This is a genomic window from Micromonospora sp. WMMD714 (genome assembly GCF_029581315.1).
GTDB classification, from domain to species: Bacteria; Actinomycetota; Actinomycetes; order Mycobacteriales; family Micromonosporaceae; genus Micromonospora; species Micromonospora rifamycinica.
This window is the reverse complement of record NZ_CP120744.1, coordinates 5,792,364-5,806,642: the sequence shown is the minus strand read 5'-3', so window position 1 is coordinate 5,806,642 and position 14,279 is coordinate 5,792,364. Positions and strand designations below refer to the sequence as shown.

Here is a 14,279-nt window from a genome sequence, read left to right as displayed (position 1 = left end):
GCACGCCGGCCGCCCGGGGGCGGCTCAGGTCAGCGCGTCCACCACGGCGGCGGCGCGCTCCTCGTGCCGCGCGTACGCGCCCGGGTGGGCGGAGACCTGGACGGCCTGCGCGGCGGCGGTGACGCTGAGTTCCGGCCAGTCGGGGACCTTGACCAGCGCTGAGTAGAAGGCCCGGGCCGCGTAGGCGGGGCGCATCAACTGGGCGACGGTGCCCCAGCCGCTGCTCGGGCGCTGCTGGAACAGGCCGACCGAGTCGTGGTCCGATCCGCTGCCCTGGTGCGGGTGGTCGTACGACTCGGGCAGCACGTCACTGGCGAGGTTGCGCAGGTCGCTCTCCTGCATGGCGCAGGCGACGGCGACGACCAGGCCACGCCGGGGCACCCCCAGGTCGACGCCCACGTCGACGATCACCCTGGCGTTGTCCATCTGGAGCTGGGTGAGCCCGGCGACCGGGCGGGGGCGGGCCGGCTTCTTCGGCGTCGGGCTGGCTCCCCGGGCGGCCGCAGTGCGGCTGCTGGTCGGGGCCGGGGTGACCGGGACGGCCAGCGGCGAGGCGGCCCGGTCCCGGGAGCGGGAGGCCCGCTGCTCGTCGGCGGCACGGTCGACCAGCACCTCCGGTACGGGTTGCTCCTGCCGGTCGACGCGCTGGACACCGGCGAACGCGACCAGCCCCAGACAGCAGCTGACCCCACCGGCGAGGGCGAGCCGGGCGGGGGTGGAGGCGAACGCGGCGCGGGCACCGCGCCGGGGCGGCTCCGGAGCACGGTGCCGGCCGATACGTCGTTCACCCGGGGTCGCCTCGTCGGGGCGACCCGCCGGGGGCTTCCGGGGCGGCTGCGGCGCGGTGGTGTGGTCGGGATGCACCCGCCGAGGCTAGAGAGGTTTCGCCCCCGGATCCCCGTCGGTACCGGTGGGCTGTGCCCCAGCTCACCACCGTTCCACCGAACATCTAGTGCGAAAACCAGCAAAATACGTAGAACGCGCAGCAGTGTCCGACCGCCACCCGCTCACCCACTCACCCCCTCGACCTGAGCGGGTGATCAAGAGCTTTGGGTCACGCGCGGGCGGGCGGGGTGACGCAAAGCTCTTGATCACCGCATCGGCCGGGATCGGCTGGGGTCGGCCGGGCTCGGCCCGGGTCGGCTGGGGTCGGCCGGGAGGGGAGGTGGGAGCGGGTGCTCAGTGCCGGCCGTTGTCGGCCGCGCTCACCGTCAGCCGGTGCCGGCTGTTGTCGTCGCTGGAGAAGGGCCAGAGCCGGTCGGCACAGGCGACCAGCTCGGCCAGCTGGTCCCGGCTCAGCCCCACCGACGAGATGCTGGCGTGCACGTCGGCCCGGTACCGGCCGTCGTCGTCGCGCCCCAGCCGCGCCTCGGCGGTCACCTGCACCGTGTGCGCCTCGTCGGTGATCTCCCCGGCCGCCTCGACCGCCGCGTGGTGCAGGCAGGAGGCGAAGGCGGCGGCGAGCAGCTGCTCCGGGGTCAAGCCGCTGCAGTGCGGTGCGAGCGGCGACGCCAACGCGGTGGAGAGCCCGCCGTCGTCGGTGCGTACGTGTCCGCCCGTGGCGGTCGCGCTGGCCTGGTGCAACCAGGAACTCGGATCCGGCATCGCGTTCCTCCCTCACTCGCCGGCCGGATTCCCGGCCACGAACGGGTGAAACGCCGGGCCGGTACGCCGGCGGCCCCGGTCAGACCGGCCCGGTGCGGGTCCAGTCGGGCACCGCCACCGCCTCGGTCGCCTCGGCGGCGGCCCGCTCGGTCCACGGCGACACCGGCGCGGCACGGGGCCGGGGCACCGAGGCCAGCATCGGCACGTAGACCCGGGCGTCGACCACCTCGGCCAGCTCCAGCGCCGCCACCAGGCTGCTCGGCCGCCGGCCGGGGTCGTCGTCGAGGCAGCGCTGGCACAGGTCGGCCACCTCCGCCGGCAATCCCGGGATCGGCGGCAACGGCTCCGGGACGATCTGCCGGCGGGCACCGAGCAACTCGGTGGCGGTGGTCCCCGCCGCGTACGGCAACCGCCCGGTGAGGCAGTAGTAGAGCAGCACCCCCACGGCGTACATGTCGGCGGCGGGGGTGGCCGGCTGCCGGTCGAACTGCTCCGGGGCCAGGTAGGCCGGTGTTCCCACCACCATCCCGTCCGGGCGGTGGTCGGCCGACCCGGCCGGGGTGGCGATGCCGAAGTCGAGCACCTTCGCCCCCGACGGGGTGAGCATCACGTTGGCCGGTTTGACGTCCCGGTGGACGATGCCGTGCGCGTGCGCGGCGGCGAGTGCGGCAGCCACCTCGGCGCAGACCCGCACGGCGATGCGCCAGTCCAGCGGCCCGGCCCGCAGGTGCGCGGCCAGGGTCTCCCCCTCCACCAGCTCCATCACGATGTACGGCATCTCCCGACCCGGCAGCGTGGTGGAGGTGCCGAAGTCGTGGACGCTGGCGACGTTGGGGTGCACCAGCCGGGCGGCGGACCGGGCCTCGGTCCTGATCCGCTCGACCGAGGTCTCCTCGCCCCGGTGCGCGGGCGACATCAGCTTCACCGCGACCGGCCGGTCCAGGACCACGTCGTGGGCCCGCCACACCTCGGACATGCCACCCAGGCCGATGCGCTGTTCGAGCTGGTACCGCCCGGCCAGCGTCCTCATCGACCCGCTCCTGTCCATGCCGATCGCGTCGCCGGGGTGGCGATGGCGCTGCCGAGCCGGTACCCGGCGGCTGTGCTGGGCAAACGCTCCCACACCGCCCTGGCTGCCGGATCGGGCCTCCCGGCGTCGGCCGGCCCGGTACGGTCGAGCGGGGCCGCCGCCACGCGCACAGCGGGCGCACAGGACGCGCACAGGGCCGGGTCAGTAACCGGTCCCACGATGGGGGGCATGGTGACCGACGGGCAGACCGCACCGAGCCGGATCGAGTTGCGCCGCCCCGACGGCGAGCCGGTCCGGGTGCTGGTGGTCGACGACGAACCCACCCTGACCGACCTGCTGTCGATGGCGCTGCGGTACGAGGGGTGGCAGGTCCGCAGCGCCGGTAACGGCATGGCGGCGCTGAGCGCGGCCCGGCAGTTCCAGCCCGACGCGGTGGTACTCGACGTGATGCTGCCCGACCTGGACGGCTTCCAGGTGCTGCGCCGGCTGCGCGAGCAGACCCCGACCGTGCCGGTGCTCTTCCTGACCGCCCGGGACGCGGTCGAGGAGCGGATCGCCGGGCTCACCGTCGGCGGCGACGACTACGTCACCAAGCCGTTCAGTCTCGAGGAGGTCATCGCCCGGCTGCGCGCCCTGCTGCGGCGGACCGGTTTCGCGGTGACCGCCCGGGAGGAGGCGGTGCTCACCGTCGGTGACCTCACCCTCGACGAGGACAGCCACGAGGTGCGTCGGGGCGACGACCTGATCACGCTGACCGCCACCGAGTTCGAGCTGCTGCGCTACCTGATGCGCAACCCGCGCCGGGTGCTCAGCAAGGCGCAGATCCTGGACCGGGTGTGGAACTACGACTTCGGCGGCCAGGCCAACGTGGTCGAGTTGTACATCTCCTACCTCCGCAAGAAGATCGACGTGGGACGGGCGCCGATGATCCACACCCTGCGCGGCGCCGGCTATGTCCTCAAGCCCGCGTCGTGACCGTCCGGGCCGACCGCGCCCCCGACCGGCGGGCTGGTCGCCGCGCGGACGGCTGGCGGGCTGGTCACTGCGCCGTCGGCTGGTGCTCGCGGTGGTCGGGCTCCTCGCACTGGTCAGTGTGGGCATCGGTGGGCTGACCACGGTCGCGCTGCGGCACTTCCTGATCTACCAGGTCGACAACCAGCTCGCCGGGGACAACCGCCGCTACGACAGTCGGCTGCCCTGGGAACGGCCCGGTGACCCGCAACGGCCCCTCGACCAGACCACCGGCCGGCAGACCCCGCCCGACCCGCCACCGACGTTCCCGGTCGGGTCGATCGGGATGCGGGTCACCCCGCAGGGACAGCCGTCGGCCCGGATCCGGACCGGTTCCGGGGCGACCACGGCGCTCACCGCCGCCGAGGTGACCCCGCTGACCAGGCTGCCCAGCGACCGCGCCCCGCACACCGTCGAGCTGGGCGAGCGGGGGGACTACCGGGCGGTGGCCCGCCAGCTCCCCGACGGCGCCGTCGTGGTCTTCGCCATCCCGCTGAACGTGGTGCAGGAGACGGTGTGGTGGATGGTGGTCGCCCAGGCGGGCGTCGCCACCGCCGGCCTGCTCGTCGCCGGCAGCCTGGGCGCGTTGATCGTCCGGGCCACGCTGCGGCCGTTGCACCGGGTGGCGGCCACCGCCGGCCGGGTCGCCGAGCTGCCGCTGGACCGGGGCGAGGTGGCGCTGTCGGAACGGGTGCCCGCCGCCGACACCGACCCGCGCACCGAGGTGGGGCAGGTGGGCGCGGCGTTGAACCGGATGCTGGGCCACGTCGCCGCCGCGCTCGCCGCCCGGCAGGCCAGCGAGACGCGGGTACGCCAGTTCGTCGCCGACGCCTCGCACGAGCTGCGCACCCCGCTGGCCGCGATCCGGGGCTACGCCGAGGTGGCCCGCCGGGGCCGGGACCGGGTGCCCCCGGACGTGGCCCACGCGCTGCGCCGGGTGGAGTCCGCCAGTACCCGGATGACCAGCCTCGTCGACGACCTGCTGCTGCTGGCCCGGCTGGACTCCGGTCGTCCGCTGGCCACCGGACCGGTCGACCTGACCGCCCTGGTGGTGGACGCGGTCAGCGACGCCCACGTGGCCGGTCCCGGTCACCGCTGGCAGCTCGAACTGCCCGACGAGGCGCTGGAGGTACCGGGCGACGCTGTCCGGCTCCACCAGGTGGTGGCGAACCTGCTGGCCAACGCGCGGGTGCACACCCCGCCCGGCAGCACCGTCACCACCCGGCTCGCCGCGTTGGCCGGCGCGGTGGAGATCAGCGTCACCGACGACGGCCCGGGTGTGCCGGCGGAGCTGCGCGACGAGGTCTTCGAACGGTTCGCCCGGGGGGACAGCTCCCGCTCCCGGGAGCACGGCAGCACCGGCCTCGGCCTGGCCATCGTGGCCGCCGTGGTGGAGGCCCACCACGGCACCGTCGCCCTGGAGAGCCGGCCGGGCCGGACCGTCTTCACGGTGCGGCTGCCGAGTGCCGACGTGCCCGCGCCGCCGGACCCCACCGTGCCCGCGCCGCCGGACCCCACCGTGCCCGCACTGCCGGACTCCGACGTGTCCGCACCGCCGGATTCCACCGTGCCCGCGCCGCCGGATCCCGACGTGCCCGGTCGGCCGGATCGCGGGCTGCCCGCGCCGCCGGATTCCACAGCCCACGCATAGCCGGAGCACGGGGACGGTCCAACCGGGGCGCCCAGGCTGGCCGCATGGACAGAACCGAGAGCCTGCTGAGGGCGCCGGCCAGCCCGCCGGACGCCGCGACCCTACCGTCGACCCCGGCGGACGCCGTGACCCCACCGCCGTCGGCCCCGGGCGACGCCGTGACCCCACGGCCGTCCACCACGGCCGACGCCGCACCACGACGTGACCCGCGCTGGGTCGGACCGGCGCTGGTGGTGCTGCTGCTCGGCACCGGCCTGCTCTACCTGTGGGGTCTGGGCGCGTCCGGCTGGGCGAACTCGTTCTACTCGGCGGCCGTACAGGCCGGCTCGGAGAGCTGGAAGGCGTTCTTCTACGGCTCCTCCGACGCGGCCAACTCGATCACCGTCGACAAGACGCCGGCCGCGCTGTGGCTGATGGCCCTGTCGGTACGGATCTTCGGGCTGAATAGCTGGGCCATCCTGGTGCCGCAGGCGCTGCTGGGGGTGGCCTCGGTGGGCGTCCTGTTCGCTACCGTCCGCCGCTGGTACGGCCCGGCGGCCGGCCTGATCGCCGGGACGGTCCTGGCGCTCACCCCGGTCGCCGCCCTGATGTTCCGGTTCAACAACCCGGACGCGCTGCTGGTGCTGCTGCTGGTGCTCGGCGCGTACGCCACGGTGCGGGCGGTGGAGACGGCCAGCACCCGGTGGATCGTGCTGGTCGGGGTGCTGGTCGGCTTCGGCTTCCTCACCAAGATGCTCCAGGCGTTCCTGGTGGTTCCGGTCTTCGCCGGGGTCTACCTGTTGGCCGCGCCGACCGGCTTCTGGCGGCGGGTCCGCCAGCTCCTGCTGGCCGGCCTGGGCCTGGTCGTGGCCGCCGGCTGGTGGGTGGCGACGGTGGAGCTGGTGCCGGCCAGCGCCCGGCCCTACATCGGCGGGTCGCAGGGCAACAGCATTCTGGAGCTGACCCTCGGCTACAACGGCCTCGGCCGGATCACCGGTGACGAGGAGGGCAGCGTCGGCGGCGGTGCCCGGCCGGGCGGCGGTGGTGGCTCGTTCTCCGGGCAGAACGGCTGGCTGCGGATGTTCGACACCGAGGTCGGCGGCCAGATCTCCTGGCTGCTGCCGGCCGCGCTGATCCTGCTGGTCGCCGGCCTGGTGCTGGCGGGCCGGGCGGCCCGCACCGACCGCCGTCGCGCCGGGCTGCTGCTGTGGGGCGGTTGGCTGCTGGTCACCGGGTTGATCTTCAGCTTCATGTCCGGCATCTTCCACGCGTACTACACGGTGGCCCTGGCTCCGGCGGTCGGCGCGCTGGTCGGCATCGGCACCGTCCTGCTCTGGCGGGAACGCCGGACCGCCGTCCGACCCGCTGCCCCGGTTGTCGCGGGTGCCGCGGGTGCCGCGGCGGAGGCCGGTGGTCGACGGCCCGCCCGGTGGCGGGGGGTGTTCGCCACCGGCGTCCTGGCCGGCACCCTCGCGGTGACCGCCTGGTGGTCCTGGACGCTGCTCGGCCGCAGCCCCGACTTCCACCCCTGGCTGCGCCCGACCGTGCTGGTCGTCGGCCTCGCCGTGGCGGTGCTGATCCTGGCGGCCCGGCTGCTGCCCCGGCGGCTGGTGCCGGTGGCGCTGGCCCTCGGCGCGTCGGCCGCGCTGGCCGGCCCGGCGGCGTACGCGGCGCAGACCGCGGCCACCGCGCACACCGGGTCCATCCCGAGCGCCGGCCCGAACGTGCAGGGTGGTTTCGGTCCGGGGCGGGGTGGTCCCGGCGGCCGGATGGGCGGTGGCCTGGAGTTCCCCGGCGGCGGCGTCCCCGGCGCCAACCGGGACGGCGGCACCGGCCGGTTCCCCGGCGGCACCGCCAACGGCGGCACGGGCCAGTTCCCCGGCTTCCCCGGCGGTACCGGCCAGGACGGCGGCATGGGTCAGTTCCCCGGCTTCCCCGGTGGCACCGGCCAGGACGGTGGCACCGGCCAGGACGGTGGCACCGGCCAGGACGGTGGCACCGGCCAGGACGGTGGCACCGGTCAGGACGGCGGCACCGGCCAGGACGGTGGTCGTCCCGGTGGCGGCCAGGGGCGGATGGCCGGCGGCATGGGCGGGCTGCTCGACTCCCGCGAGCCGGGAGAGGCGCTGCAGGCCCTGCTGACGGCCGACGCCGACGACTACACCTGGGTCGCCGCGGCCGTCGGCTCCAACAACGCCTCCGGCTACCAGCTCGCCACCGGGCGGCCGGTGATGCCGATCGGTGGCTTCAACGGCAGCGATCCGTCGCCCACCCTGGCCCAGTTCCAGGCGTACGTGGCCGACAAGCGGATCCACTACTTCGTCGGCGGGGGCGGCTTCCGGGCCAACGGGGGCAGCTCCGCCTCGCAGGAGATCGCCGCCTGGGTCGCCGAGACGTTCACCGCGCAGACCGTGGACGGGGTCACCGTCTACGACCTGAGCGGCGCGGGACAGGAGGATCAGTGATGACCCACACCGGTGTTCCCCGGCCCGCGGTCGCGACCCGGACCAGCACCCCGACCGCCGTGCTCGACGTGGTGGTTCCGGTCTACAACGAGGAGGCCGACCTCGGTCCCTGCGTACGCCGGCTGCACGAGCACCTCAGCACGCACTTCCCCTACCCGTTCCGGATCACCGTGGCGGACAACGCCAGTGTCGACGGCACCCTCGCGGTGGCCGAGGCGCTCGCCGCCGAACTCCCGCACGTCGAGGTGCGGCACCTGAGCGCCAAGGGCCGGGGGCGGGCGCTGCGGGTCGCCTGGTCGGCCTCGGACGCCCCGGTGCTGGCGTACATGGACGTGGACCTGTCCACCGACCTGGCGGCGTTGCTGCCGCTGGTCGCGCCGCTCATCTCCGGCCACTCCGACCTGGCCATCGGCACCCGGCTGGCCCGGACCTCCCGGGTGGTGCGGGGCGCGAAGCGGGAGGTGATCTCGCGGGCCTACAACCTGTTGCTGCGGGGCGCCCTCGCGGCCCGGTTCTCCGACGCGCAGTGCGGGTTCAAGGCGATCCGGGCCGACGTGGCCCGGGAGCTGCTGCCGCTGGTGCAGGACACCGGCTGGTTCTTCGACACCGAGCTGCTGGTGCTCGCCCAGCGGGCCGGGCTGCGGATCCACGAGGTGCCGGTGGACTGGGTCGACGACCCGGACAGCCGGGTGGACATCGTGGCCACCGCCCTGGCCGACCTGCGGGGCATCGGCCGGCTGGGCCGGGCGCTGGTCACCGGGGCGTTGCCGCTGGGCGCGCTGCGCGCCCAGTGGGGCCGGGCGCCGCTGGCCGCTCCGCCGGCCCGGGTGCCGGTCGGGCTGCCCGGCCAGTTGGCCCGGTTCGCCCTGGTGGGGGTGGTCAGCACGGTGGCGTACCTGGTGCTGTTCGTGGCGACCCGGGGGGTACTCGGCGCGCAACCGGCGAACCTGGTGGCGTTGCTGGTGACCGCGGTGGGCAACACCGCGGCGAACCGGCGGCTCACCTTCGGCATCACCGGGCGTCGGGCCGCCGGGCGGCACCATCTCCAGGGGTTGCTCGCCTTCGCTCTCGGCCTGGCGTTGACCAGTGGCGCGCTCGCCGCCCTGCACGCCGTCGGCACCCCGTCCCGGCCGGTGGAGCTGGTGGTGCTGGTGGTGGCGAACCTGGCCGCGACCGCGCTGCGGTTCCTGCTGCTGCGCCTGGCGATGCACCACCGCCGGAGCTGACCGGTCCGCCGGTGGGCGTCAGTTCACCGGCGTGACCACCCGGGACACCTCCGGCAGCGCGACGGTACGCGCCACCGTCTCCGTGGCGTCGGGGGAGAAGTCGGCGGTGGTCGCGCGGACGACCAGCTCCGGGGCGAGCCGCACCGACGTGGTACGGCCCGAGTCGAGCAGGGTGAGCAGGGCGTGCAGGGCCTGTGAGCCCATGTCCCGCAGCGGGGTGCGGATCGAGGTGAGCGGGACCAGGAGCTGGGCGTCCACGTCGATGTCGTTGTAGCCGACCACCGCCACCTGCCGACCCACCCGCAGGCCGTGGTCGCGCAGGGTGCCCATCGCCCCGATCGCGGCGAAGTCGTTGACCGCGAAGACGCCGTCCGGCTGACCGGTGGCGAGCAGTTCGGCCATCGCCGAGGCCCCGCCGGCCACGTCGAAGGTGGACGGGGCCACCCGGCGGGGGTCGACCGGCACGCCCCGCGCCTTTGCCGCGGCGAGGAAGCCCGTGACCCGGTCGGCGGCGGTGCTGGCGTGCCCGGGGCCGGCGATCACCGCCAGCCGCCGGCAGCCCACGTCGATCAGGTGTTCGGCGGCGAGCCGACCGCCGAGCCGATCCCGGCCGGTCACCGACGGGAAGCCGCGTGAGGCCCGGCTGACCAGCACGAACGGCACCCCGTCGGCGGTCAGCCGGGCCAGCAGCGGGTCGTTGCGCCGGGCGTCACCGATGATCAGCCCGTCCACCCGTTCCCCGATCAGCCGCTGGATGCGCAGCTCCCGCGCCTCGTCGTCGTCCCAGCTGCTGCTCACCACCGCCTGGTATCCGGCGGCGGCAGCGGCGGCGTCGATGCCCTCGAAGACGGTGGCCAGCACGATGTCGGTGATCCGGGGGACCAGCACGCCGATCACCCCGGTCTTGCCGCTGCGCAGGCTCGCCGCCCAGCGGTCCCGGTGGAACCCGAGCTCCTTGGCGGCGTCCACGATCCGGGTCGCGGTCGCCGGGCTCACCCGGACGTCGTCGCCGCGCAGCACCCGGGAGACCGTGGAGACGTGCACACCGGTGAGGCCGGCGACATCGCGCAACGTCACCCGTTTGTTCACTGTGCCTCCCGTGCCGCTCCCGTACCCGTACCCGGCAACCTAGCTGAGATGACTGCCCCCGTTCACATCGAAGGTGGTGCCGGTGACCGTGGCGCAGGAGTCGGAGAGCAGGAACAGCACGATGTCGGCGATCTCCTGCGCCGAGGAGACCCGGCCCAGCGGCATCCGGGCCCGCAGCCCCGCCTTCTGTTCGGCGGTCAACCGGTCGTGCATCGGGGTGGCCACCGGGCCGGGCGCGACGGCGTTGACCCGAACCCCGCGGGGTCCGAAGTCGACCGCGAGGTGCCGCATCAAGCCGAGCACCCCGGCCTTCGCCGCCGCGTACGCGGTGCCCGACAGCCGGGTGCCGCCGTCGCGGGCGTTGAGGCTGCTCATCAGCACCAGCGACCCGCCGCCGGCCGCCGCCATCCGGGGCACCACGGCCTGGCTGACGACGAACGCGGCGGTCAGGTTGTTGCGCAGGGTGCGGTCCCACTCGGCGAGGCTGGTCTGTTCGATGCCACCGGCGCTGACCACCCCGGCCAGGTGGGCCACCCGGGTCGGGGTGCCGATCGCGTCGACGAACTCGCCGACCGCGACCGGGTCGGCGGCGTCCACGCCGGTCGAGACGTCCAGCACGTGCACCGTCTCGCCCCGGGCGCGGGCGGTGGCGACCACGGCCGCACCGATGCCGCTGGCCCCGCCGGTCACCAGCAGGCTCACGACGGACCGCCGAGGATCTCGTCGCGGGCCCGCCGGTAGGCGTCGGAGAGCAGCATCTCCGGCTGGGAGTAGACGACGAAGCGGACGCCCCGGTCGATCCAACGGCGGGCCTCCTCGGCCGAGTAGGCCAGCATGCCGGCGACCCGACCGGCGGCGACCACCCGCTCGACGAACGCGATCGCGTGCTTCTCGACCTCCGGATGGGTGGGCTGGTAGCCCAGGCCCAGCTTGACCGACAGGTCGGCCCGGCCGAGCATCAGCACGTCGAGGTCGGCGGCGAGGATGTCGTCCAGGTTGGCCAGTCCGGTGGGGGTCTCGACCAGGGCGACGACGGTGGTGTTCTGCCCGGCCCAGGTCAGGTAGCGGTCGAAGTCGCCCCGGGCGGTGCCGTGCCCGGCGGCCCGCGCCGCCGAGCACAGCGTCCGGTCGCCGACCGGCGGGTAGTGGGTCAGCCGGGCCGCCTCGACGGCCTGCGCGCCGGTCTCCACCAGCGGCAGCACCACCCCGCCAGCGCCGCTGTCCAGGGACCAGAGCAGGTCCTTCTCCTCGATCCGACGCAGCCGGACCAGCGGGGTGGTCCCCGCCGAGCCGGCCGCCCGGACCATCGCCAGCACGCTCTGCTCGTCGGCCGCGGCGTGCTCGGTGTCGACGACCAGGAAGTCGTAGCCGAGCGCGCCGAGGATCTCGCCGATCGCCGGTTCCTGCAGCAGGGTCAGGCTGCCGAGGGCGACGCCACCGTCGCGCAGCACCTCGGCCAGCCGGCTCGGACGGGGAAACATCAGGACTCCAGCTTCTGCACGCCACCGCAGTCGCGGTTGGCCGGCACCTCGCCGACGATCTTCAGGGCGGCGTCGACGACCGAGCCGTCGTGCCACTCACCGACCTCCGGCAGCTTCTCGATGATCTTGTTGTCGAGCAGCCACTTGCCGTCCTCGGCGGCCACCGTCGCGGTGTCCACCCGACCGTTCGGGTCCATGTACGGCCACTGGTCGGTGCCGTACAGCTTGGTGATCGTCGCCGCCGGCACCTTGGTCCGCTCGGCCACGATGGAGATGACGTCGTCCTTGTTGGCCGGGTCCTGGTAGTAGCGCACGCCCTCCAGCCAGCCGGCCATCCACCGGGCCGCGACCTCGGGTCGCTTGCTGATGAAGTCCTGCGACATGGTGATCAGGCCCTGCTCCTGGTTGGGCGCCACCTCGTTCATCGCCAGCACCCGCTTGGCCTGCCCGTCGGTGATGAGCTGGTACGCCAGCGGCTGGACCACGAAGCCGGCGTCCACCGCACCGCTCTTGAGCGCGTTGGCGGTGTCCGGGTAGCTCAGGGTCACGATCTGCCCCAGGTCGGACTGCTTGAGCCCGACCTCACCCAGCGCCCGGTCCAGCCAGTACTCGGTGGTCGAACCCTTGGCCAGGATGGCGACCTTCTTGCCCTTGAGGTCGGCCACGCTCTTGAGCCCGCCGTCGAAGGCCTGGGTCCGGGCCAGCAGGAGGTTGTCCGACGCGCACCGGTACTGCTGCCGGTCGGCCACCGCCCGCACCCGCAGCCCCTGGTTGACCGCGTTGAACAGCGCGCCACCGGTGCCCGGGATGTTCACGTCCAGCTTGCCCTGACCCTGCACCGCCAGCCGGGAGTAGATGTCGGCGTTGCTGAACTCCACCTCGACCTGGTGCTTGCCGAAGAAGCCCTTCGCGTCGGCCACCATCATCGGGGCCAGCGAGAGGATCTCCAGCGAGTTGACAGTCACCTTGTCGGTACCGCCGGAGCCTGTCGACTCCGCGTCGTCACCGCAGGCCGCGGTGCCGAGCAGCAGGCTCGCCCCCAACAGCGCGGCGATGACACCTTTTTGCTTGATCGTCGTGATCCGCTTGATTGTCATGGTTGGCCCTCCGTCCAGCTGAAGAAGCGCCGCTGCACCCGCAGCGTCACCGTGGTGAGGAAAAAGCCCATCGCCGCGATGACCGCGAGCGTGGCGTACATGTTGTCGATCTGATAGATCTGCCAGTACCGCCAGGTCATCGACCCGACGCCGTCACTGGCGGCGAGGAACTCACCGGCGATCGTGCCCAGCAGGGCGAGCCCCGCGGCCAGCCGGATACCGGCGAAGATGGACGGCAGGGCCCCCGGCAGGACGATCTTCCACAGGATCTGCTGCCGACCGGCGCCCAGGTTGCGGGCCATCAGGATCAGCCGCTCGTCGACCTGGAGCACCCCGGACATCGCGTTCACCACCGCCGGGAAGAACGAGATGATCCCGGCGAGCACCACGATCGGCCGGCCACCGGTGCCGAAGATGACCAGCAGCAGCGGCAGGATCGCCACCACCGGGATCGGGTACGTGATGGCGATCAGCGGATCGATCAGCACCCGTACCCACCGCGACCGTCCCATCGCGATGCCCAGCAGCGTCGCCGGGATCACCCCGAGCAGGAAGCCGAGCAGGATGCGCTGGGCGGTGATCCCGACGTTCGGCAGCAACTCCCCGGAGGAGAACAGGTCGACCAGGGCCTGCACGCACTCCGACGGGGCCGGGAAGAAGGTCTTGTCGATCAGCCCGGCCATGCTGCCGACCTGCCAGAGCGCCAGCACCACGACCACCGGGACCATGCTGCCCAGCCCGCTGCTGAGCAGCTTGAACCCGCGACCCGGCGGGCGTTCCGCGCGGGGGTCCACCGCGTAGCGGACCACGGGTTCGTCGGTCGCCCGCTCCCGGGTCGGCACGCTCTGCTCGCTCATCGGTCCCCCTTCGCTTCCGCCCACTCGGCCGCCAGGGTGGCGTCCCGCAGCTGCGCCCACAGGTGGCGCTTCAACTCGGTGAACCGCGGGTCCAACTCGACGTCGCGGGTACGCGGCCGGGGGAACGGCACCCGGATCTCCTCGACCACCCGGGTCGGCCGGGGCCCGAGCACGATGATCCGGTCGGCCAGCAACAGCGCCTCCTCGATGCTGTGCGTGATGAACAGGACCGTCTTGCGGTGCCTCGACCAGACCTGGAGCAGCTCGTCCTGCAGCAGGGTCCGGGTCTGGGCGTCCACCGCCGCGAACGGCTCGTCCATCAGCAGGACCTCGGGGTCGCTGGCCAGGGCGCGGGCGATCCCGGCCCGCTGGCGCATCCCGCCGGACAGCTCGTGCGGCTTGTTGTCGGCGAACGCCTCGATGCCCATCATCGTCAGGTGCTCCCGGGCCACCTCCCGGCGGCGGCCGGCGGGTACCCCGCGCAGCTCCAGCCCGAAGCCGACGTTGTCGGCGATGGAACGCCACGGGATCAGCGCGTAGTCCTGCCAGACGATCGAGGTGAGCGGGCCGGCGGCGGTGCGTTCGCCGACGAAGCGGATCTCCCCGTCGTCCGGCCGGCGCAGCCCGCCGAGCAGGCCGAGCAGCGTCGACTTGCCGCATCCGCTCGGTCCGATCACGCAGACGAACTCCTGCGCCTCGATCGTGGTGCTGAGGCTGCCGACCACCGACAGCCGGCTCCCGTCGGCCCGGGGATAACCCTTGGCCACGTTGTCGATCTCGATACGCAT

The 14,279-nt window shown here is 73.8% G+C and carries 12 protein-coding genes and 1 pseudogene; 4 read left to right on the top strand and 9 right to left on the bottom strand.

Features of this window, described 5'->3' with window-relative positions; translation table 11 throughout:
• Nucleotides 1-24: 24 nt before the first annotated feature.
• From O7625_RS24835 to O7625_RS24825, 3 genes are all read right to left on the bottom strand, one after another.
• Nucleotides 25-864, bottom strand: a complete 840-nt coding sequence (locus tag O7625_RS24835) for a hypothetical protein (protein WP_282341969.1) — start codon at nt 862-864, stop codon at nt 25-27.
• Nucleotides 865-1,179: 315 nt separating this feature from the next.
• Nucleotides 1,180-1,605 carry an OsmC family protein gene (locus O7625_RS24830; RefSeq protein ID WP_067312797.1) on the bottom strand — a complete coding sequence of 142 codons (426 nt, stop codon included), beginning with the start codon at nt 1,603-1,605 and terminating at the stop codon, nt 1,180-1,182.
• A gap of 79 nt (nt 1,606-1,684) precedes the next feature.
• Entirely contained in the window at nt 1,685-2,635 is a 951-nt protein-coding gene (locus tag O7625_RS24825) for a serine/threonine-protein kinase (RefSeq protein WP_282341965.1), read from the bottom strand.
• A gap of 228 nt (nt 2,636-2,863) precedes the next feature.
• On the opposite strand from O7625_RS24825, the gene O7625_RS24820 reads away from it, so the two are divergent.
• The 4 genes and pseudogenes from O7625_RS24820 (at nt 2,864) to O7625_RS24805 (ending at nt 8,967) form a co-directional block, all read left to right on the top strand.
• On the top strand, nt 2,864-3,610 hold the full coding sequence (locus tag O7625_RS24820) for a response regulator transcription factor (RefSeq protein ID WP_067312792.1): 747 nt from the start codon (nt 2,864-2,866) through the stop codon (nt 3,608-3,610).
• Between the two features lie 52 nt (nt 3,611-3,662).
• Nucleotides 3,663-5,126: pseudogene (locus O7625_RS24815) on the top strand (HAMP domain-containing sensor histidine kinase); the annotation flags it as partial.
• Nucleotides 5,127-5,341: 215 nt separating this feature from the next.
• Nucleotides 5,342-7,741: a glycosyltransferase family 39 protein gene (locus O7625_RS24810; RefSeq protein ID WP_282341963.1), complete on the top strand. Its 2,400-nt coding sequence runs from the start codon at nt 5,342-5,344 to the stop codon at nt 7,739-7,741.
• Entirely contained in the window at nt 7,741-8,967 is a 1,227-nt protein-coding gene (locus tag O7625_RS24805; RefSeq protein WP_282341962.1) for a glycosyltransferase, read from the top strand. Before O7625_RS24810 ends, O7625_RS24805 begins: the two co-directional genes overlap by 1 nt.
• 18 nt (nt 8,968-8,985) lie before the next feature.
• Here the strand turns inward: O7625_RS24805 and O7625_RS24800 are convergent, their stop codons facing one another.
• The 6 genes from O7625_RS24800 to O7625_RS24775 are packed head-to-tail and all read right to left on the bottom strand — an operon-like array spanning nt 8,986 to nt 14,279.
• The gene (locus tag O7625_RS24800; protein ID WP_282341961.1) at nt 8,986-10,056 is read right to left on the bottom strand and encodes a LacI family DNA-binding transcriptional regulator; all 1,071 of its coding nucleotides are present in this window, start codon (nt 10,054-10,056) and stop codon (nt 8,986-8,988) included.
• A 39-nt stretch (nt 10,057-10,095) separates the two neighbouring features.
• Entirely contained in the window at nt 10,096-10,758 is a 663-nt protein-coding gene (locus O7625_RS24795) for an SDR family oxidoreductase (protein WP_282341960.1), read from the bottom strand.
• The gene (locus O7625_RS24790; RefSeq protein ID WP_282341959.1) at nt 10,755-11,537 is read right to left on the bottom strand and encodes an aldolase/citrate lyase family protein; all 783 of its coding nucleotides are present in this window, start codon (nt 11,535-11,537) and stop codon (nt 10,755-10,757) included. The genes O7625_RS24795 and O7625_RS24790 overlap by 4 nt, the downstream gene beginning before the upstream one ends.
• Nucleotides 11,537-12,634: an ABC transporter substrate-binding protein gene (locus O7625_RS24785; protein WP_282341957.1), complete on the bottom strand. Its 1,098-nt coding sequence runs from the start codon at nt 12,632-12,634 to the stop codon at nt 11,537-11,539. Before O7625_RS24785 ends, O7625_RS24790 begins: the two co-directional genes overlap by 1 nt.
• Entirely contained in the window at nt 12,631-13,491 is an 861-nt protein-coding gene (locus tag O7625_RS24780; RefSeq protein WP_282341955.1) for an ABC transporter permease, read from the bottom strand. Before O7625_RS24780 ends, O7625_RS24785 begins: the two co-directional genes overlap by 4 nt.
• Nucleotides 13,488-14,279 carry an ABC transporter ATP-binding protein gene (locus O7625_RS24775; protein ID WP_282341954.1) on the bottom strand — a complete coding sequence of 264 codons (792 nt, stop codon included), beginning with the start codon at nt 14,277-14,279 and terminating at the stop codon, nt 13,488-13,490. The genes O7625_RS24780 and O7625_RS24775 overlap by 4 nt, the downstream gene beginning before the upstream one ends.